Origin of the sequence: Cohnella cellulosilytica (genome assembly GCF_042431195.1) — a bacterium.
In the GTDB taxonomy this organism is placed as follows: Bacteria; Bacillota; Bacilli; order Paenibacillales; family Paenibacillaceae; genus Cohnella; species Cohnella cellulosilytica.
In genome coordinates, this window is sequence record NZ_JBHMDN010000079.1 from 170,897 (window position 1) to 190,854 (window position 19,958).

At 61.3% G+C, this 19,958-nt stretch carries 16 protein-coding genes; all 16 read right to left on the bottom strand.

Translation table 11 applies throughout. From position 1 onward, the window contains the following. Nucleotides 1–5: 5 nt before the first annotated feature. Complete coding sequence (gene spoVE / locus ACFFT4_RS34030; protein WP_378054112.1) at nucleotides 6–1,103, bottom strand: stage V sporulation protein E; 1,098 nt, start codon at nucleotides 1,101–1,103, stop codon at nucleotides 6–8. A gap of 45 nt (nucleotides 1,104–1,148) precedes the next feature. After that, nucleotides 1,149–2,603, bottom strand: coding sequence for a UDP-N-acetylmuramoyl-L-alanine--D-glutamate ligase (murD, locus tag ACFFT4_RS34035; RefSeq protein WP_378054114.1), 1,455 nt, complete (start codon nucleotides 2,601–2,603; stop codon nucleotides 1,149–1,151). A gap of 16 nt (nucleotides 2,604–2,619) precedes the next feature. Beyond that, the gene (mraY, locus tag ACFFT4_RS34040; RefSeq protein WP_378054116.1) at nucleotides 2,620–3,582 is read right to left on the bottom strand and encodes a phospho-N-acetylmuramoyl-pentapeptide-transferase; all 963 of its coding nucleotides are present in this window, start codon (nucleotides 3,580–3,582) and stop codon (nucleotides 2,620–2,622) included. A 4-nt stretch (nucleotides 3,583–3,586) separates the two neighbouring features. Beyond that, nucleotides 3,587–5,002 carry a UDP-N-acetylmuramoyl-tripeptide--D-alanyl-D-alanine ligase gene (locus tag ACFFT4_RS34045; protein ID WP_378054118.1) on the bottom strand — a complete coding sequence of 472 codons (1,416 nt, stop codon included), beginning with the start codon at nucleotides 5,000–5,002 and terminating at the stop codon, nucleotides 3,587–3,589. Further along, complete coding sequence (locus tag ACFFT4_RS34050) at nucleotides 4,999–6,486, bottom strand: UDP-N-acetylmuramoyl-L-alanyl-D-glutamate--2,6-diaminopimelate ligase (protein ID WP_378054120.1); 1,488 nt, start codon at nucleotides 6,484–6,486, stop codon at nucleotides 4,999–5,001. The genes ACFFT4_RS34045 and ACFFT4_RS34050 overlap by 4 nt, the downstream gene beginning before the upstream one ends. A gap of 105 nt (nucleotides 6,487–6,591) precedes the next feature. Further along, the gene (locus tag ACFFT4_RS34055) at nucleotides 6,592–8,517 is read right to left on the bottom strand and encodes a stage V sporulation protein D (protein WP_378054122.1); all 1,926 of its coding nucleotides are present in this window, start codon (nucleotides 8,515–8,517) and stop codon (nucleotides 6,592–6,594) included. A 224-nt stretch (nucleotides 8,518–8,741) separates the two neighbouring features. After that, on the bottom strand, nucleotides 8,742–11,054 hold the full coding sequence (locus ACFFT4_RS34060) for a penicillin-binding protein (RefSeq protein WP_378054124.1): 2,313 nt from the start codon (nucleotides 11,052–11,054) through the stop codon (nucleotides 8,742–8,744). Between the two features lie 22 nt (nucleotides 11,055–11,076). Further along, the gene (gene ftsL2 / locus ACFFT4_RS34065) at nucleotides 11,077–11,487 is read right to left on the bottom strand and encodes a cell division protein FtsL (protein WP_378054126.1); all 411 of its coding nucleotides are present in this window, start codon (nucleotides 11,485–11,487) and stop codon (nucleotides 11,077–11,079) included. A gap of 53 nt (nucleotides 11,488–11,540) precedes the next feature. Then, a complete protein-coding gene (gene rsmH, locus ACFFT4_RS34070) occupies nucleotides 11,541–12,497 on the bottom strand; it encodes a 16S rRNA (cytosine(1402)-N(4))-methyltransferase RsmH (protein WP_378054128.1) in 957 nt (318 codons plus the stop codon). A gap of 89 nt (nucleotides 12,498–12,586) precedes the next feature. After that, nucleotides 12,587–13,024: a division/cell wall cluster transcriptional repressor MraZ gene (gene mraZ / locus ACFFT4_RS34075; RefSeq protein WP_378054131.1), complete on the bottom strand. Its 438-nt coding sequence runs from the start codon at nucleotides 13,022–13,024 to the stop codon at nucleotides 12,587–12,589. A gap of 128 nt (nucleotides 13,025–13,152) precedes the next feature. Beyond that, the gene (locus ACFFT4_RS34080) at nucleotides 13,153–14,331 is read right to left on the bottom strand and encodes a DUF4349 domain-containing protein (RefSeq protein ID WP_378054133.1); all 1,179 of its coding nucleotides are present in this window, start codon (nucleotides 14,329–14,331) and stop codon (nucleotides 13,153–13,155) included. Nucleotides 14,332–14,661: 330 nt separating this feature from the next. Next, the gene (locus ACFFT4_RS34085; RefSeq protein ID WP_378054135.1) at nucleotides 14,662–15,924 is read right to left on the bottom strand and encodes an adenosylhomocysteinase; all 1,263 of its coding nucleotides are present in this window, start codon (nucleotides 15,922–15,924) and stop codon (nucleotides 14,662–14,664) included. Between the two features lie 40 nt (nucleotides 15,925–15,964). Beyond that, a complete protein-coding gene (bshC, locus tag ACFFT4_RS34090; protein ID WP_378054137.1) occupies nucleotides 15,965–17,617 on the bottom strand; it encodes a bacillithiol biosynthesis cysteine-adding enzyme BshC in 1,653 nt (550 codons plus the stop codon). A gap of 161 nt (nucleotides 17,618–17,778) precedes the next feature. Then, nucleotides 17,779–18,174, bottom strand: coding sequence for a DUF3397 domain-containing protein (locus ACFFT4_RS34095; RefSeq protein WP_378054139.1), 396 nt, complete (start codon nucleotides 18,172–18,174; stop codon nucleotides 17,779–17,781). A gap of 20 nt (nucleotides 18,175–18,194) precedes the next feature. Next, entirely contained in the window at nucleotides 18,195–19,112 is a 918-nt protein-coding gene (locus tag ACFFT4_RS34100) for a ketopantoate reductase family protein (RefSeq protein WP_378054141.1), read from the bottom strand. 121 nt (nucleotides 19,113–19,233) lie between these two features. After that, nucleotides 19,234–19,872 carry an RsfA family transcriptional regulator gene (locus ACFFT4_RS34105; RefSeq protein WP_378054143.1) on the bottom strand — a complete coding sequence of 213 codons (639 nt, stop codon included), beginning with the start codon at nucleotides 19,870–19,872 and terminating at the stop codon, nucleotides 19,234–19,236. Nucleotides 19,873–19,958 lie beyond the last annotated feature (86 nt).

Sequence of the window (19,958 nt, forward strand, 5' to 3'; positions counted from 1 at the left end):
GGTATTCACCTCGAATAACGGGATAGATTAAGCAAAATGCCCAGCGCCGTCAGCAGCAGCGTCAGCGACGAGCCTCCGTAGCTGACAAGCGGCAGCGTAACTCCCGTTATCGGGAGCAGGCCGATGACGACGCCGATATTGATGAGCACCTGGACGGCGAAAATGCCGACGATGCCCGTCGCCAACAGGCTGCCGAACGGATCGGTCAGCGTGATGGCCGTTCTCATGCCTCGCCAGATCAGAAGCAAAAACAGCAAGATGAGCAGGGAGCCTCCGATGAAGCCCAGCTCCTCGGCCAGAATGGAAAAAATAAAGTCCGTCTGCGGCTCGGGCAAATAGTTGTATTTTTGCCGGCTCATTCCGAGTCCCAGTCCGACCAGGCCGCCCGGCCCGATCGCGTACAGCGACTGAATCGATTGGTAACCCGCGCCCTGCGGGTCCTGCCACGGATCGAGAAACGCGGTAATCCGCTGCAGCCGATACGGCGCCGCCAAGATCAGCCCGACCAGGCCGGCCACGCCGATCATGGCGAGTCCGGCCAGATGGGACAGCCTCGCTCCGGCAACGTAGATGGCCAGCAGCGCGGCCCCGATCATCACGGTGCCCGTTCCGAGATCGGGCTGCAGCATAATGAGCGCGAAGGCCGCCCCCAGAATGCCAAGAGGCGGCAGCAGCCCTTTCGTGAAATCGGTAATCTGATTTTGCCGCTCGGAGAGCAGCTTGGCGATGAACAGAATCATCGCCAGCTTCATGAATTCGGACGGCTGGATGCCCAGCGAGCCGATGCCCAGCCAGCTTCGCGCGCCTCCGCGCACGACGCCGACTCCCGGCACGAGCACGATGACGAGCAGCCCGAAGCAGACGAGCAGCGCGGGCACCGCCCACTTGCGCCAAAACGTGTAGTCCACGTTCATCGTCACGAACATCGAAGCGATTCCGAGCACGGCGAAAATAAGCTGCCTTTTAACGTAATAATACGAATCTCCGTAGTCATGAAAAGCCGCTACGGCGCTGGCGCTGTACACCATTACGACGCCGATGGCCAGTATGCCGAGCGTTGCGGCGATCATCCATACATCTGGGACGGAGCGGGATTTGGCCATGAACCGGACACCTCACGAACAGCAAGAGTGGAGACAAGCCCCCTCTTACAGCGTATGCGCCGATTGCTTAAAAATGCGGCCTCGAACTTCGTAGGACGGGAACATGTCCCAGCTCGCGCATGCCGGAGACAGGAGCACGATATCTCCCGGCCCGGCCATGGCGGCGGCTTCCCGTACGGCTGCCCTGAGCGTCCGCTCGGCGTCCTCTACAGGTTCGACGAGTTTCACGCTCGTTAAACCGGCCAGCTCCGCAACGCGCGCAAGCTTCTCCCTCGTCTCGCCAATCGCCGCCAGCCCTTTCACCCGTTCGCGGAAAATCGGCAGCAGCTCCATATAGTCGGAGCCGCGGTCCAGCCCGCCCGCGATCAGTATAAGCGGCGAGGGCAGCGACAGAATCGACATCGTCGTCGCCATCGGATTCGTCGCTTTCGAATCGTTGTAGAACTTGACTCCGCCGAACGTCCCGACGTATTCGAGGCGGTGCTCGACGCCGCGGAATCCGCGCAGCGGCTCGGCCAGGCGCTCCGGGTCCGCCCCGGCGGACAGCGCGATGGCGATCGCCGCCAGCGCGTTCGCCGCATTGTGGCGGCCGGGAATGCCGAGCTCGGCGACGCGAATAATGCGCCTCGCCTCGCCGCTGCCGTCCCGGCTGACGATCCACCGATCGTCGTCCGAGCCGTCGTCCTCGGCCCCGTCCTCTTCCTCCGACGGACGCACAGCCGCGTAAGGAGGCTCGATCATGACCCCGGTCTCCAGCGTTCTCGTCACCGAGAACGGAAAGGCCCGGCCCTTGAACGAGGCCGCCAGCCGGCGGCACGTTTCGTCATCCTCGTTGTAGACGGCGACATCTTCCGCGGTCTGGTTCTCGAATAATTTCGCCTTCGAGGCAACATAATCCTCCATCGATCCGTGATAATCGAGGTGGGTTTCGGCCACGTTCAGCAGGCAGGCAATGCGCGGGCGAAAATCCGACGTGCCCTTCAGCTGGAAGCTGCTCAGTTCGGCCACCAGCCATCCGTCCGGCTCCGCCTCCAGCGCCGCTTCGCTGAGCGGCCGACCGATATTGCCGGCAATAAGCGGCTTCAGGCCGGCCGCATCGAGCAGCACGCCCGTCAACGTCGTGGTCGTCGTCTTCCCGTTGGAGCCGGTAATGCCGGCGATCGGCGCCGCGGACAGCTGTCCCGCCACCTCCACCTCGCTGACCACTTCGACGCCGAGACGGAGCGCTTCGACGACCGGGGGCGCGGTGTAAGGAATGCCCGGATTTTTGACGAGCAGCGCCGTCTCCCCGGTCACGAGCCCGTCCGGATGGTGACCGCACACAACAGAAATGCCCAAAGCCGCCAATTCGTCGGCTTCGGGGCATTGATCCCGCTCCTTCTTGTCGTTGACGACGACGATCGCGCCGACGTCGTGAAACAATTTGGCGGCGGCTACGCCGCTTCTTGCCAGACCGAGGACGACCACTTGCCGTCCGCGGTAATTAGTCAGCTGCATCATTCGCGTTAAAACTCCTTTAGCTCGCTTTGAACAAGAACAAACCGGCGCAGGCCAGCAGCAGCCCCACGAACCAGAAGGTCGTCACGACGCGCCACTCCGACCAGCCCGACAGCTCGAAATGGTGGTGGATCGGGCTCATCTTGAACACCCGCTTGCCGCGCGTCTTGAACGACGCGACCTGGATAATGACGGACAGCATCTCGAGCACGAACACGCCGCCGATAATCACGAGCAGCAGCTCGGTTTTCGTCAAAATCGCGACCGCGGCGATGCCTCCGCCCAAGCCCAGCGATCCGGTATCTCCCATGAAGATCTTGGCGGGATGCGCATTGTAGACGAGGAAGCCGAGCACCGCGCCGACGACGGCCGCGCTGAACACGGCCGAATGCGGCTGAGTGAGCTCCACCGCCACGATGGCGAACGCGCCGAAGGCGAGAGCGCTTGTCCCGGCCAACAGGCCGTCCAGTCCGTCGGTGAAGTTGACGGCGTTGGTCGCGCCGAGAAACATGACGACTACCAATAAATAGTATGCCCAACCGAGGTCGAAAGACCAATTCGTTCCAGGAACGCCGATAGCCGTACTGTGATTCATACCGATCAGAATCCAACAAAAGATGGCGGAAAACAAAAGCTGGCCGAACAGCTTCTGCTTGGCGGTCAAGCCAAGCGAACGCTTGAAGGCGATTTTAATATAATCGTCCAGAAAACCGACGAGGCCGAAGCCCAGGCACGCCACGATCAGCGCCCAATACTGCGGTCCGCGGTCGGCGAACCGAAGGAATGCGATCGTGAGCGCGACAAGAATGATGATGCCGCCCATCGTCGGCGTGCCGGACTTTTTCAGATGGGACTCGGGTCCGTCCGTGCGGACCTGCTGCCCGAATTTCAATCTGCGCAGAAGCGGGATGAACAGGGGGCCGATCAATACCGCCAGCACGAAGGATACGCCTAACGTCCACAATACCGATGTGTAGTCCATCCCGTCACTCCCCGCCTCCTCTCTGCAGCGTCGATACGATTTCTTCCATTTTCATACCCCTCGATGCTTTGACGAGCACCAGATCGTCCGGGGACAGCTCGGCGAGCAGCAGCGCCGCGAGAGCTCCCTTGTCGTCGAAATGGCGCAGGTCATCTTGTTCGTATTTCGCTCGCGCTTCCTCGTAGGCATGCTTGGACAGCGGGCCGTACAGCAGCACGCGATCCGCCTTCGAACGGTCCAAATACCGCCCGATGCCGCCGTGCAGCTCCCGTTCGCCGTCGCCCAGCTCCAGCATGTCGCCGAGCACGACCCATTTGCGGCGGTAGCCGCCCAGCTCCGCCACCAGATCGATCGCCGCCTTGACCGACGTCGGGCTGGCGTTGTAGGCGTCGTTCAGAATGGCCGCCCCGTTCCAGGCGACGCTCCGCTCGATCCGCATGCCGGTCAGCTTCGTCTGCTTCAGCCCCGCGCCGATGGCGTCCGGCGACAGGCCGAAGACTCGGCCCACCGCGATCGCCGCCAACGCGTTAACCGCGTTGTGGCGCCCCGGAACCGGCAGCTCGAACGCCGCCTCGACGTCTCCCGCCGCGGTAAACCGCGTGCCCTCCGCCGTCACCCGAACGTAGCGCGCCACCCAATCGTTGCCCGCGTTCTCGCCGAACGCGACAAGCTTCGTTCCCGGCGCCGGCGGCCGCTCGGCGAGCGCTTCGGCGATCAGCGGCTCGTCGCCGCAATAGACGAGCGTGCCGCCCGGCTTCAGCCCTTCGGCGATTTCCAGCTTCGCCTTGGCGATGTTGCGCCGCGAGCCGAGCTGCAGCAGATGCGATTCTCCGATGTTCGTAATGACTGCGATATCCGGGCGGGCCAGCCGGGACAGCAGGGAGATTTCCCCGAAGCCGCTCATCCCCATCTCCAGCACAAGCGCCTCGGTCCCGGCCGGCGCGCTCAGAATCGTCAGCGGCAAACCGATATGATTATTGTAATTGCCTTCGGTTTTATGTACAAGGAACGACGTCGCCAGCACGGACGAGACCAGATCCTTGGTCGTCGTCTTGCCGTTGCTGCCGGTAATCGCCACGACCGTAGCGGAGCCCAGCCGCTCGCTCAGATAAGCCGCCGCCAGACGCTGCAGCGCCTCCAGCGTGTCCTCCACGAGCAGCAGTGGAAGGTCCAAGCCCTCCGGCCGCGGAACCGAAGCGTCCCACAGCGCGGCCGCCGCCCCCGCGTCCCTGGCCGCCCGGACGTAATCGTGCCCGTCGAACCGTTCTCCCCTCAGCGGAACGAACAGCTGACCCGGACCGATCCGTCTCGTATCGGTCGAAACGCCGCTCAGGCGCGCTTCCTCCGCTCCGGGCGTCTCGCCGCCGACAAGCTGCGCGCCGATCCACCCGGCCGTCTCCCGAATCGTTGCCTGCATCACCGCATTCGACTCCTTATCGCTTCTTTCGCCACAAGACGATCGTCGAAATCGTGCGTTTCCCGTCCGACGATCTGGTACGTCTCATGGCCTTTCCCCGCAATCAATACTACATCGCCGGGGCCTGCCCGATCAACCGCTTTTTCAATCGCGGCTCGCCGATTCGGCTCCAGCTCGTAGCGGGCGGGCGATACGCTCGCTTCCTCCAGCCCCGCTTCGATGTCCTTCAGAATGCGCTGCGGGTCCTCCGTGCGCGGATTGTCGCTCGTCACGATAATCTCGTCGGCGAGCCTGGCGGCGATCCGCCCCATAATCGGACGCTTCGTGGCGTCGCGGTCGCCCCCGCAGCCGAACACGCAAACAATTTTGCCGTCGGCCAGCTCCTTCACCGTGTTCAGCACGTTCTCGAGCCCGTCCGGCGTATGCGCGTAATCGACGATGACGGCGTACGGCTGGCCGGCGTCGACCGGCTCCACGCGGCCGGGAACGCCCGCGATCCGCTCCAGGCTGGCAAGCGCGCCGTCGAGAGAGATCCCCTCGCAGAGCGCGGCGCCCAAAGCCGCGAGCGCGTTATATACGTTAAACTTGCCGACGAGCTTTAAGCCGACCTCGCGGCTTCCGAACGGGGATTCCAGCCGGAAGGACGTGCCGCCGGCCGTAATCCGCACATCGGAAGCGCGCAAGTCGGCGTCGTTCTCGATGCCGTAGGTCAGCACCTCGGCGGAGGTCAGCCTGGCGAGCCGGTCCGACGCCGCGTCGTCGGCGTTCAGAACCGCGTATTTGCGCTCGCGCGGATCGTCGGAATAGACGTTGCCGAGCCGCGAGAAAAACAAAGCTTTGGCCGCCTCGTAAGCTTCCATCGTCCCGTGATAATCAAGATGGTCCTGCGTCAGGTTGGTGAAGATCGCCGTGCGGAAATCGCAGCCTTTTACGCGGCCCTGATGAAGCGCGTGCGAGGACACCTCCATGACGCAGCGCTCCGTTCCCGCTTCGACCATATCCCGCAAAATGGTCTGCAAGCGGAGCACGTCCGGCGTCGTCCCCGACATCGGCACGCTCCGTCCCGCGTAACGGGTTTCGATCGTGCCGATGACGCCGGCGGAAACGCCCGCATCCGCCCAAATCCGCTCGACCAAATAGGTGGTCGTCGTCTTGCCGTTCGTGCCCGTGACGCCGACCGGCTTCAGCTTGTGGGACGGCCGGCCGCAATAGTAATCGGCGATTATTGCCAGCGCGTTGCGGGTGTCCGGCACGACAAGCTGCGGCGCGGACAGCGGCAGCTCGCGGGAGACGACAAGCGCCGCCGCCCCCTGCGCCAGCGCCTGCTCGGCATAATCGTGTCCGTCCACCGTGTGGCCGGGCAGGCAGAAGAAGAGGCAGCCCGGCCGGACCTGGCGGGAATCGGACTCCAGGCTATGAATGGCGACGGAGCCGTCGCCTGTAATCCGGGCAAGCAGCAATTGTTGAGAGAGTTCGAGCAGTTTCATGGGATAACGGCCTCCTGACGACCTGATATGGCGTTCTGCACGCAGAAACAACGTACAATCATTATGTTCCAACGCATAGCCTTCATTCAAGAGGATGAGCAAAGTTTAATCGCCCGCGCCGAGATAAATGCGGATGACCGAGCCCTGCTCGACCCGCGCTCCGGCCGCCGGCGCCTGGCGGACGACCGCGGACCCGCTGCCGGAAGCCGACAGCTGGAAGTCGGAATTCATATCCTCGTAAATGTCGGCCACCGTCTTGCCCACGAGATTCGGCACGGTGACGGTGCGCGGCTCTCCGTACTTGTATTCCTTCTCCACCTGCTTGCTGCGCGGCTCCACGCCCAGGTAAGGCAGGGCGTCGGCCATAATGTTGCGCACGATCGGAGCGGCGACGACGCCGCCAAACTGGACGCCCTGCGGATTGTCGACGGCCACGTAGACGATGAGCTGGGGATCGTCGGCGGGAGCGAACCCGATGAACGAGACGATGTGCTCGCTCTTGGAATAACGCCCGTTCACGACCTTCTGCGCCGTTCCCGTCTTGCCGCCGACCCGGTAGCCGTTCAGGAACGCTTTCGCTCCCGTTCCCTGCGCGACGACCTTCTCCAGCGCGTCCCGCACCTTCGCGGACGTCTCCTCCGAGATGACCTGCCGGACGACCTGGGGCTCCGTCTCCTCGAGGACGATGCCGGTTTCCGGCTGGATCCACGATTTGGAGACGAACGGCTTGAACAGCTTGCCGCCGTTGATCGCCGCCGATACCGCCGTAATCTGCTGGATCGGCGTTACCGACACGCCCTGTCCGAACGAGGTCGTGGCCAGCTCGACCGGGCCGACCTGCTTCAGTTTGAACAGAATTCCGTTCTCTTCCCCCTGCAGGTCGATGCCGGTTTTTTTGCCGAAGCCGAATTCCTGAATGTACGAAAACAGCTTCTCCTTGCCCAGCCGATTGCCCAGCGTCACGAACCCGGGGTTGCAGGAATTCTCCACCACCTCGAGGAACGTCTGACTGCCGTGGCCGCCCGGCTTCCAGCATCTCAGCTTCGCGCCGGCCACTTCAATATAACCCGGATCGTAGAAGCGCTCGTGCTCCAGATCGACCTTCTTTTCCTCCAGCGCGGCGGCCAGCGTAATGATCTTGAAGGTAGACCCCGGCTCATAGGTCATCCAGATCGGCAGATTGCGGTTGTATACTTCGGCCGAAACCTCCTGGTAGTTGTCCGGCTCGAACGTCGGCCGGCTGCCCATCGCGTAGATCTCCCCCGTGTTCGGGTTCATCGCGATGGCGATGGCGCCGTTCGGCTGATACTGCAGCATCGCCTGGTCCAGCTCCCGCTCGACGACCGACTGAATCGTCTGGTCGATCGTCAGCTGCAGCGTCAGTCCGTCCTGCGGCGGCGCGTACTGGTCCGAGGATTGCGGCATCTTGCGGCCCGCGGCGTCGGACAGATACGATACGCTGCCCCTGAGTCCCGTCAGCCGTTGATCGTATTTCAGCTCCAGCCCCGTCAAGCCCTGGTTGTAGCTGCCCGTAAAGCCGAGCACGTGCGAGGCCATGCTGCCGTATGGATAATAGCGCTTGTTGTCCTCGGTCACGACGATGCCCGGCAGTCCGAGATTGCGAATCTCCTGCGCCTTCTCCATCGTCATTTTCCGGCCGCCGGGCTTCAGCTCCACGCTCGACTCCCGTTTGGACAGCTTCTCGAACAGCGCCTCCTCGGACATGCCGAGCGGTCCGGCCAGCTGCCGGGCCACGGCCCGCTTGTCCTTGATCTGCACCGGAATCGCGTAGATCGTCGGAGAGCTGACGTTATAGGCAAGGCGAATGCCGTTGCGGTCCACGATCTCGCCGCGCTTCGCCTCGAACGGAATGTTCCGCCTCCAGGAATCCTCGGCCTTCTTCGTAATCTCGCCGCCGATCCACAATTGCACATAACCGAGTCTAAGCACGAGCGCCGCAAAGGCGAACACCGCGAACACAAGCGCGATATAGAGCCGTTTGCGGACCGTCACCTGCGATATTTTTTTCAAGAGAAAACCCCCTTACCCGGGAACGTCTGCAAGGCTATCGCCTTGTTCCAGACTATTCCGCGGACAAGAGGGTTAGAACAAGCCCTCGTCGGTCGAAGCCGGTTTCGTCGGCCGCTGCCGGGTTCGTCCGTCGGTACCCGCTGCGTCCGTCGGCGCCGGTTTTTGTCGGTCGGTCCCCATCACGTCCGCTAGCGCCGGTATTGTCGGTCGACGCGCCGGGTACGTCAATCGGAGGCGGCCTCGTCCGTCGACGGCTGTTCGTCCTCCGGGGAACCGTCGCCTCCGTCCGGCTCCTCTCCCGCCGCATCGTCCTGATCCTGGGGAGCAAGTTTCAAATGCAGCGTCCAGCGGTCGTCCTCCTTGACCGCCTGCTGCGAGACGACGTATCCTTCGCCTTCGACCTTGACCGTCACCTGCAGCAAGGAGCACATCTCCAGCGCGTCGCGCAGCGATAAGCCGGTCAGGTCGGGCACGTTGCCCGTCTTCGTATCCGTCAGCAGGTAGATTCTCTGGGAGGTCGGCATCACGCTGCCGCCCTTCGGCAGCTGCTGCAGCACCTTGTCTCCCTTGCCGAGCACGCCGTGCGGGAATTTGCCCTGCGTCAGCCGATCGAGCGCCTGGGCGACCGTCATCCCCGTCACGTCCGGCACGTTCGCCGTCAGCACCGCGTTTCTGTCTTCGGCCGTCGACGACTCGTCCTTGGAGGCTTCCGTCTCCGACTCGTCCAGCTTCGGTTCAACCCCGAGCTTTTGCAGCGATTTGACCATGATTTCCTTAAAAATCGGACCGGCGACCGCGCCGCCGCCGGCGTTGTCGATCTGCGGCTCGTCGACGACGACGTACAGCACGACTTTCGGATTCTCGACCGGCGCGTAGCCGATAAAGGATACGACGTATTTGTTTTTGGCGTAGCCGCCGGCCTGGCCGCTCGAAACCTTCTGCGCCGTACCCGTCTTGCCCGCGATCCGGTAGCCCGGCGTATAGGCGACCCGTCCCGTCCCGTCCTTCAAGTCGCTGACCACCTGCTCCAGATACAAGCCGACCTGACGCGACGTTTCCGGAGAGATGACCTGGCGCACGAGCGTCGGCTCCGTGACGACCTTCTCGCCCGTATTCGGGTCGCTGATCGTTTTCACCAGATGCGGCTGCAGCAATCTGCCGCCGTTGGCGACGGCCGCGACCGCGGCCACCTGCTGAATCGGGGTGACCAATACTTTACCCTGGCCGAAGGTCGCCGTGGCCACCTCGGACGGCCAGTCGAGACTGAACGGCTTCGACACCTCGTTCGGCAGCTCGATGCCCGTCTTCTGGCCGAAGCCGAAATCGTTAATATATTGGACCAGCCGCTCCTTGCCCAGCATCTGGTAGCCCAGCTTGACGAACGCGACGTTACTGGAGTGCTTCAGCCCCTCCAAATACGTAATCATGCCGTTTTCGCCCCAGCCGACGCCGTTGTTGTGGTCCTTGATCGGCTTGTCCTTGTCGCTGTACTTGATCGAGCCGGACTTGTAATAAGCGTTCGGATCGAACAGCCCTTCCTCCACCGCTCCGGCCAGCGTCACGATCTTGAACGTCGAGCCGGGCTCGTACAGCGATTGAATCGCGTTGTTGCGGAAGGCGGACAAATCCTGCGCTTTCTCCCAATACGAATTCGGATTAAAATCGGGCAAGCTCGCCATGCCGAGAATTTCCATCGTGTTCGGATCGGCGGCGATCGCCGTCATGCTGATCGGCTTATACTGCTCGTAGCCCGCCCTTAGCGCTTCCTCGATATAGAACTGGATGTCCTCGTCGATCGTCAACGTTATGTCCTTGCCGTCAAGCGCCTGCTTGTATTCGACCTTGCCGTTGGGCAGCTGCATTCTCGCGCCGTCTTTCTGGTACTTGATATAGCCTTCGGAGCCTTTGAGCTCCTCGTCGAGCTTCTTCTCCAGCCCTTGAATCGCGTTGCCCTCCTTGTCCTCGTAGCCGAGAATGTGGGAGGCCAGCGCCTCTTTCGGATAATAGCGTTTCTTTTCTTCGAGAAAATAGAGTCCGACGTCCGTCTTGATGCCGGTAATTTTGCGCAGCTCCTCCCGGAACGCGTCGAGCCGGTCCTTGACATTTTTGTCGACCTTCCAGCCTTCCGGACGAATCTCGCGCTGATCGCGGTACTCGCCGTTGTCCTTTTTGGACGCAATCATCTCTCTCAGCTTGTCCTCGGAGGTGCCGAGCACGTTATGAAGCTTCGACACGATCCGGTCCGCCATCTTCCATTCCGGATGCTCCTGCTCGAATTTGGCGATCAGCTTCGGATTGACCGCGATCGTGTAGGCGGCGGCATCGGCGGCCAGCACCTTGCCGTTGCGGTCGAGGATCATGCCGCGCTCCTGCTTAAGCGTCTCGCTGGCGTTCCAGGTTTTCATCGCCTCTTCCGTCCAAAATTCGGCTTTGACCACCTGCACCCAATAGACCCGCATGACCAAACCGACAAAAAGGAGGGTGAAAATCCCTCCCGCCAGCAGCGTTCTCAATTTGATTCTTTTCGCCATTGCCATGCTCTTGTCCTCCGTGGTTCTCTTAAGGCTTGTCCGTAACGGGAGTCCGATCGTTCTTCGAGGCTTCGATGCTGTCCGCCGTCACCGGAACGTATCCCAGCTCCAAAGCCTTCTTCCGGATCGCGCCCGGATCGCTCAGCCGCTCCACCTCCCGCTGAAGCTCCTTCGTTTGTTCCGTCGTCTGGTTATAGGTTTTGTTGACCGTCTGCAGTTGACCGTTGATTTGATAGATTTGCGCATAGCGGAAAATGATCGCCCCCGCCACGAAGGCGACCGCCGCGATCGTCAACAAATAGAGCAGCTTCTCTCCGATCGGCAGCTGCCGTTTCCGCGGCGATCGCGCGGGCGGACTCGGAATCCGCGGGCTCTGCTGTTTGACCTTCTGTTCTTCTACGCGCTCCGGACGAAGCGCCAAGTTGCCGTAATATGCCATATAAAGTCAGTGCCCCTCTCGAAATAAAATAAGCTTGCGTATTTACAGCCCGGTTATCCGAGCTTCTCGGCTACTCTCAATTTGGAGGAACGGGCTCTTGGATTCAGCTCCAGCTCTTCCTCCGACGGCAGAATCGGCTTGCGCGGCGTCAGTCTGAGCCGCCCCTCTCCGCCTCCGCATACGCACACCGGAAAATCCGGCGGGCAGCTGCAGCTGGCGACCTCCTTGGCGAACGCCGTCTTGCAGATGCGGTCCTCCAGCGAATGGAAGGTGATGACCGCGATGCGGCCTCCCGGACCGGCGCAGTCGATCGATTGCGCCAGCGCCTCCTCGAAGGCGCCCAGCTCGTCGTTGACCGCGATACGCAGCGCCTGGAACGAGCGCTTCGCCGGATGCGGGCCCGTGCGGCGGGTCGCCGCGGGAATGGCGTTCTTCACGATGTCCGCCAGCTGCCCGGTCGTCTCGATCGGCGACTTCTCCCGCAGCTTGACGAGGCTGGCCGCAATTTTGCGGGCGAACTTCTCCTCGCCGTAATCCCGCAGAATGTCCGCGATTTCCCGTTCGCTCCATTCGTTCACGATCTCTCTGGCCGTGAGCGGCTGCTCCCGGTCCATTCGCATGTCCAGCTCCGCGTCGTGGTTGTAGCTGAAGCCGCGGTCGGCTTCGTCGAGCTGCGGACTGGAGACGCCCAGATCGAACAAAATGCCGTCGACCTGCGGCACGCCGTCCCGTTCGGGAACTCCGGCGCGCTTCAGCTCCGTCTTCAGGTGCCGGAAGTTGCTCTTCACCAACGTTACGATATCGCCGTAAGGGGCCAGCTTCTCCCGCGCGTTCGCGAGAGCGGCCTCGTCCTGATCGAACGCGATCAGCCGGCCCTGCGGGCCGAGCTGCGACGCGATCAGCGCGCTATGCCCGGCGCCGCCGAGCGTGCAATCGACGTAAATACCGTCCGGACGCACGTTTAACGCCTTTACGGATTCTTCTTTTAATACGGTAACATGATGAAACATAGCCGCTGCCTCCCGGCGCCCTGCAAGGGAACCGTCTTTCTTGTCGTTTATGTATGGTTAAAGAGGTTGTAAACATGGGAAGGGACGGATCAGAAATTAAAATCGAAATCGACCAGCTTCTCCGCAATCTCGTTAAAGGATTCGGCCGACTGGCGGGAGTAGTCCTCCCAGGTCGCCTTGTCCCAAATCTCGACCCGGCTGGAGACGCCGATGACGGTGCATTCCTTGTCCAGCTTGGCGTATTCGCGCAGGTGGTTCGGTACGTTTACCCTGCCCTGTTTGTCCCACTCGCATTCCGAGGCGCCGGAGAACAGCAGCCGGGAGAACGCTCTGGCGTTCGCCGCCATGGACGGCAGAGTCTTGATCTTCTGCTCGAGCTGGGCCCATTCTTCGCGCGGATAGACGAACAGGCAGTTATCCAGCCCGCGGGTAATGATGAAGTCGGTGCCGAGAGCTTCGCGGAATTTCACCGGGATGATGATTCTTCCCTTATCGTCGATCGTATGCTGAAATTCCCCTAAAAACATAAGCTCTCCACACCTCCCCCATTCTCCACCACTTTTCACCACTTTGAACCACTTATGATGATTATTCGCGACGTAAAATAAAAATCCTGCCCCGAAGGCAGGATTTTGTGAAAAAATATTTTACGAGATTAACGACTCTCTTCCGGCGAATCCGGATGTTTCTCCGCGGCTTCTTTCGTTTCCGCCGCCTCTTCCGCCCCTTCCGTCTCTACTGTTCCGTCCGGCTCCGCCAGCGTTTGCGCCTCCTCCGGATTGTCGGAATGTTCGCCCTCCAGACGCTCCCGGTTCCACGCCCTGCGCTTCTCCTCGGAGGCTTGGCGTCTGGCCGCGCCGCGCTTGCGGACGACGTAATACGCGGGAACCCCGACTACGGCGACGACGATCAATATCGGGAGCATCGCCGCCAACACGACGAGCAGCCCTTCCCCGAACTGCCGCAGCACGTTCGCGCTGCCGAGCAGCGCGTCCGAGATTCGGTCGCCGAAGGTTTTCTTTCCTTCTTCGTCCTCCTGCTTCGACTCCGCGAGCCCGGAATCCTGGTACAGGCGCAAATTAACCGTAGAGAAGGCGACGTTCTGCTCCAGGAAACGCATGCGGCCTTTAATCTGCTCGATCGTCCCCTGCACCTGTGCCAGCTCGTTGGCGAACCTGACCAGGTCGTCGGTTTTCGTCGCCTTGTCCATGAAGTCGAGATAACGGGCTTCGAGCGTCGTCTGGGTTTTCAGTCGGGCTTCGAGATCGACGAATTCCTCGGTGACGTCGCTGCCCTGCACTTCGCGCTCGAACTTCAGGCTCTCGATCTTCTGCAGCTTCTCGAGAAACGGGGAGAAGCCGTCCGACGGCACCTTGATGACGTAGTTCGCTCCGATCTCGTTCGCATTGCGGCTGTCGGAAAATTGCAGCACGTAAGCGCCGCTAAGATGGATCTGATCCAGCAGCTGCTCCTCCGCCGTGCGGAACTCCTTCACCTTCATGACCATATCCGCACGGTAGATCACCTTGCGGCCGTAACCCGCGTTGGCGTCGGCGATCGGCCCGATGCCGCCCCCCGTGTAGGCCGCGGCTCCGTCGACCGACGTGGCGGAATCGGCCTGCACGGCCGACGAAGCCGCGGCGGCGGGCGCCTCCGCCATCTGCATCTCTCCCATCTCCGCCGGCGCCGCGGCCTGATCGGCCATGGACATCTTCGCCGCGCCCGCCGAGTCGTCCGAGCTGCCGCTGCACGCCGCCAGTCCTGCCGCCAATACCGCCGCGACCATCGCTGCCAGCAAGCGCTTTCCCCACAAGCCAAACCGCTTCCCTTTCATCGAAATCTCCCCTTTTCGTTATATCTGGCCAATAAATGACTTCTATTTGGATAGACGTGAACGAAAAGGAAAATGTTGCCGCGCGGTTTAAAATAAAAATAGGGCGCCGCCCCGCAAGTAACAACGTACGTGGATCGATGAAAAAGAAAAAGCATCTATCTCCTGGAGACTGCCTCATACGTTCCTGAAATGACCCTGTGACGGGTTTACAAGTTCAAAATTTCAGGATCGTATAGCATCGGAAGGAGATAGATGCGACTCACATTATTCCATCGATTATCGCTCGGTACATCTTTGTTTACTTGCGAAACAGCTCCCTAAATCTAGGCTTCAGTGGGCGGTCCAGCTTTCCAAGTAAGCTTTCTGCTCGTCGGACAGCGCGTCGATGCCGATGCCGAGCGATTCCAGCTTCGTCCGGGCCACTCTTTCGTCCAGCTCATACGGAACGTTGATGACCTGGCTGCCGATTTTTTCGTAATTCTCGTTCACGTAGCGCAGCGCCGCCGCTTGCAGCGCGAACGTCATATCCATAATCTCGGCCGGGTGCCCGTCGCCTGCCGCCAGATTGACGAGGCGTCCTTCGGCCAGCACGTAGATTTTGCGTCCGTCCTTCAGCACGTACTCCTCGATGTTGCGGCGCACGACGCGCTTGGATACCGACAGCTCGGCGAGCTCGACCAGGTTGACCTCGACGTCGAAGTGGCCCGCGTTGGACAGAATCGCGCCGTCCTTCATGTTCGCGATATGCGCGCCGCGAATGACGTCCCTGTTGCCCGTCACCGTAACGAAGAAATCGCCGACCTTGGCCGCGTCCGCCATCGACATGACCGCAAAGCCGTCCATATAAGCTTCGACCGCGCGAATCGCGTCCACTTCGGTGACGACGACGTTCGCTCCGAGCCCTTTGGCCCGCATCGCCACGCCCTTGCCGCACCAGCCGTAACCGTTGACGACCACCGTCTTGCCGGCGACGACCAGGTTGGTCGTCCGGTTGATGCCGTCCCATACCGATTGGCCCGTGCCGTAACGATTATCGAACAAATATTTGCAGTAAGCGTCGTTAACGGCCACCATCGGGAACTTGAGAGATCCGTCCTTCTCCATCGCCTTCAGGCGCAAAATGCCGGTTGTCGTCTCCTCCGCGCCGCCGCGCACCTGCGCGAGCAGATCCTGGCGCTCCGAATGAAGAATCGACACGAGATCGCCGCCGTCGTCGATGATGAGGTCCGGCTTCGTCTCCAGCGTCTTGACCATCAGATCCTTGTATTCCTGCGGATCGGGATTGTATTTCGCGAACACTGCGATACCGTCCTCGACGAGCGCCGCGCATACGTCGTCCTGCGTCGACAGCGGGTTGCTGCCGGTAATGACGACTTCCGCGCCGCCGGCTTGCACGACCTTCGCGAGATAGGCCGTCTTCGCCTCCAGGTGAAGGGATATCGCCACGCGCAGCCCCTTAAACGGCTGATCGCGCTCGAACTCCTCGCGAATCCGGTTCAGCACCGGCATATGGGCTTGCACCCAGTCGATCTTGAGCTTGCCTTCCGGCGCGAGCGAAGGATCGCGCACGATGCTTTTCAAGGCGGTTTTCATAAAGGTCCATTCCTCCATCGTTCAATAAATTAGCGTTCCATTATCGTTCCGTCGGATGCGGCCAGCCGCCTACCAAGCGGTGGCCGCCGGCCGGGTCGAACGGCACGTCGTGCCACAGCGTGAGCCAGCCCGGACCGTACCGGTTCCAGAAATGGATCGTACCGTATACCCTCTCCTGCAGCTTGGCGAGCGGAGTAAGCGACTGCCTGATCCGATCCCACTGCCGCAGCGACGACTCGTGCCGCTTGGCGATCGCGTCGACGGATCTCGACTCCAGGTAAGAAATCTGCTCCACGATGCGGTCCCGGTTGCTCTCCGCAAGCCGGGCCAAGCCCGGCTGCAGCCCGGACACCGTATTCATCACCGGCTCGTATAAAGCCGCGAACTGCTCCTTGACGCGGCGGAACTGCTCCTCCAGATTCCACTCGTCCTGGCTGCCGAGCCATTCGGCGCGCAGCGTCTCCCAATCCTCGATCGCCTGCTGGACGGTGAGCGAATATTTGTCCAGCAGCCCCGCCACAGCAGGCTCGATGTAAGTGAACGACTGCCGCGGCAGCAAGAGCGGCATCCTCATCCCGAACTCCCCGAAAGCCGGGCCGAGAATGGCCCAATAGGCGATCTCCGACGGACCGAGCACGGTCCCCAGCACGGGAAGCAAATAATCCTGCATCAGCGGACGGGTGAGCGCGTTCGTGCTGAGCAGGTCGGGACGATGGGCGGTCAGCTCCAGCATCTCCTCGCGCGAGAGGGAGACGACTCCCCTTCGGTCGACGAAGCGGCCGGCGTCTTTATGCAGCAGCAGCCGGCCCTGCTCATGGTGCAGGAACAGGTTCGCGCTGCCCGGCGCGGTCTCCGCCTGAAGCTTGAAGCCCTGCGCGAGCACGCGGCCCTCGCCGGCCTTTAGCGCCTCTTCAAGCTCGTCGCTGCGGGAGATCAGCTCGCGGAACATCGGTCCCTCCAGCGCCCGAAGATTCGGGTCGTCGGCATCGAGCAGCAGCAGCCCCTGCTTGCCGAACCAATCGGCCAGCAGCCGGGCGAAGGCCAGACTAAGCGACGGAGCGTCCGTCACATGGCTTTGCAGCCGGTCCAGCAGCTGCGGCTTAAACTCCGTGTCCGGCAGCTGGGCGGCCAGCTCCCGGAGCGCGTCGGCCCATTGCTCTGCGGACAAAGGCGTCCGGCTGACCGCCAGCCGCGGCCCTTCCGGACGTTCGATGCGCACGCGCCGGACTTCTCCGCCCGGCGTCTGCACGTTCACATGATTCGCTTCGTCGAAATCGTGATCCTCTCCCGCGATCCAGAACACCGGCACGACCGGCCGGTTCAAACGGCGTTCCGCCTCGCGCGCCGCCTGGATGACGGACAGCGCCTTGTAATAAATGAGCAGCGCCCCGCCGAACAGGCCGGCCTGCTGGCCTCCGACGACGACAAGCGCGCCCTCGCGCTCCAGCTTCTCCAACGCTTTGTCCGTTTCGGCGTGCGCCGGAAGCTTCCGGTGATACGCTTTGACCGCCTCCGCCACGCGCCGGAGGTCGGCCCTTCCGCCGGCCGTATCGTCCAGATAGGCCGCCCGGTCTTCCCAGGAACGCGCCTCGCCGGGATGGCTGCCGAACAATTCCCGGACTTGCGAGTCTTCTAATCTATAACGCTCCGCCAAAGAAGAACGATTGGATTCGAAATAAGGTAGAATATCCAAAGGGAGCTTTCCCCCGATCTGTCGTTGTGCTATCAAAATCGATTGTACACAACCGAAGTCGGATCGTCAAAAGATTTGCGAGGAAAATAGCGGATTTGCTCTGCACAGTTATGTATACACCTTCGGTCCCGTTCGCGTTCGGGCTCCCAGCCGGCGGTTTTTCACTTCGCCGCGGTCGGAAAAACGATCGCCAGCAGCATGAGAAGAATATACAGCGCGGACAAGCCGAAAAAGCTCAGCCTCCATACGGCGCGCAGCAGCTTTTTCGGATCGACCTTGCCTCTCACCCGGTTTTGCGCGCTGCCGATCAGCCCGCCGCCGATCAGCATGACGAGCAGCAGAAAAAAAGGCCCGAAGCCCGTGTGCAGCCGACCGTTCAACAGGGAAGCCACGCAGCCGAACAGAAACGCCGTCGTAATGTCCATCGAGAGCTGGATCGCACTCTTCCGGTCGCTGCCTATGAAGGTCATAATGACGAAAACGAGAATAAACGGAATAACCGGTACGGTAGCCAGAAAAGCATAGGCTTGGACGAGTGCATTCCAGATGGAGCTCATGCGTCACCTCATATCCGTTGTTAATGCAGCGCCTTGACGAGCGCCGTCGCCATGCGGTTCCAGGGCGCGTCCAAGTTTTTCGCCGCAGCCATGCGCGCGATCATTCCGTTGATCGAGTCGATCTCGGTCGTCCTGCCCGCGTCGATGTCCTGAAGCATCGAGGAGCGGTTGCCGGCCGTCGCCTCGCAGACTCGCGCGATCGCGTCCCATAGCTCGGCCTCTCCCTCCAGGCCGTAAGCGGCGAGCACCCCGTACGTCTCCCGAAACAACGATTCGGCCAGCGCCAGCCTTTCCGGCGACTCCAGAATCGCGCCGTTCGGAATGCGCAGGATCGCCGTAATCGGATTAATGACCGCGTTGATCAGCAGCTTGCGCTTCATGTCGTTATCCAACATTTTCGACAGAAACACGGAAAATCCTGCCTGTTTCAGCATTCGTTCGACCGCTTCCAGCCGCTCCGGCCGCGCCAAGCCGTCGTCTCCCAGCCGAATGTCTCCGCGTCCGGTATGCCGCACGCGGTTCATGCCCGTCCGCAGAGCGCCCTCGGTCGTCAGCGCAACGACGACGTCTCTTCCCGGCAGCGCCTCCCGCAGCGCTTCGACGTGCCCGATTCCGTTCTGGAACGGAACGACCGTTCCTCCCGGAGGCACAAGCTCGGCCAGCCGTCTCAGAAACCGTTCCTCGAGCGCCGTCTGCTTAACCGTCAGCAGGACGATTCCGGAGAACGGCGGCGCTTCGTCCCATGCGACGGCGGAGACGGTCGACCGGCGCTCCGGAGCGCCCTCCGCTTCCGTCAGCAGCAAATCCTCTTCGTTAAGCTTGTCGGCCTGCTCCCGCGTTCTCGTCCAGACGACGCAGTCCCGCCCCGCCGCGCGCAGCTTGCCCGCCAGCAGCAGCCCTAACGACCCGCCGCCCAGCACGGCCGCTTTCTCGTCCATATGTCGCGTTCCTTCCTCCCTGCCCCCGGATTCTCCCCGCAGAGAAGTCCGGTTCGTCCTATCGCTCTCTTAAAGATACCAAAGCAAAACCCGCAGGGATAGCCCTGCGGGTTCGACCGTTTTATTCGATTCGTTCCAGATTGCCGTTGGCGTCCATCTTGAATTTCGCTCGTTCCTCTTCCTCTTCCGTCAGGAACGCCAGCTTGCGCGCGCGATCCATAATGCGGATCAGCGCCTTGTAATCGTCGTTGACGACCTGATAGTCCGTCTGCACCTCGTTGACTTCCTTAGAGAGCCGCTCATTCGTTTGGCTTAGCTCGGACAGCCGTTCGTCCTTCTCCTTCAGCTCTTTTTCAAGCTGGCGGATCTGTTTGCTCATCTCTTGAACGGTATTCTTCCATTGACGCAAATAGCGGATGATCGATTCAAGCGACAGCGACTCCGCAGACAACAGCTCCTGCTTGCCGCTTTCGCCTTCCTCTGCGACCAGCCGTTCAGTTCCGGAAATAGAAATCCCCTGCTTTTTGAGATAATTCCGTTTCTGACGCTGCTGTTTGGCCAATCCGATCGCTTCGCCGTATCTTTTGCGTACGCAGCTATTCCAACGAAAACCGCATGCCGCGGAAGTCCGGGCGATTCGCTGCCCTACCTCTTCGAAAGCGGACAGCTGCGTGCTGCCCTCGCGAATATGGCGCAAAGTAACCTCCGCCAAGATCAGGTCGTCATCCGGACTCCATGCGTCTTGTCTTGCAGCCGTCATGTTGCCCTTCCCTCCTTCAAGCTTCGCATATATTTTGCTGCTTTCTTCATTTCTATGCCCGTAGTAGAATTCATAGAATCTATCGG

Bases quoted from the DNA above. Each gene is read 5' to 3' on its own strand.
- ACFFT4_RS34100 (WP_378054141.1), bottom strand. From the start codon at position 19,112: ATGGACGAGAAAGCGGCCGTGCTGGGCGGCGGGTCGTTAGGGCTGCTG.
- ACFFT4_RS34095 (WP_378054139.1), bottom strand. From the start codon at position 18,174: ATGAGCTCCATCTGGAATGCACTCGTCCAAGCCTATGCTTTTCTGGCT.
- mraY (WP_378054116.1), bottom strand. From the start codon at position 3,582: ATGGACTACACATCGGTATTGTGGACGTTAGGCGTATCCTTCGTGCTG.
- rsmH (WP_378054128.1), bottom strand. From the start codon at position 12,497: ATGTTTCATCATGTTACCGTATTAAAAGAAGAATCCGTAAAGGCGTTA.
- ftsL2 (WP_378054126.1), bottom strand. From the start codon at position 11,487: ATGGCATATTACGGCAACTTGGCGCTTCGTCCGGAGCGCGTAGAAGAA.
- murD (WP_378054114.1), bottom strand. From the start codon at position 2,603: ATGATGCAGCTGACTAATTACCGCGGACGGCAAGTGGTCGTCCTCGGT.
- ACFFT4_RS34080 (WP_378054133.1), bottom strand. From the start codon at position 14,331: ATGAAAGGGAAGCGGTTTGGCTTGTGGGGAAAGCGCTTGCTGGCAGCG.
- ACFFT4_RS34085 (WP_378054135.1), bottom strand. From the start codon at position 15,924: ATGAAAACCGCCTTGAAAAGCATCGTGCGCGATCCTTCGCTCGCGCCG.
- mraZ (WP_378054131.1), bottom strand. From the start codon at position 13,024: ATGTTTTTAGGGGAATTTCAGCATACGATCGACGATAAGGGAAGAATC.
- spoVE (WP_378054112.1), bottom strand. From the start codon at position 1,103: ATGGCCAAATCCCGCTCCGTCCCAGATGTATGGATGATCGCCGCAACG.
- ACFFT4_RS34060 (WP_378054124.1), bottom strand. From the start codon at position 11,054: ATGGCAATGGCGAAAAGAATCAAATTGAGAACGCTGCTGGCGGGAGGG.
- ACFFT4_RS34050 (WP_378054120.1), bottom strand. From the start codon at position 6,486: ATGAAACTGCTCGAACTCTCTCAACAATTGCTGCTTGCCCGGATTACA.
- ACFFT4_RS34105 (WP_378054143.1), bottom strand. From the start codon at position 19,872: ATGACGGCTGCAAGACAAGACGCATGGAGTCCGGATGACGACCTGATC.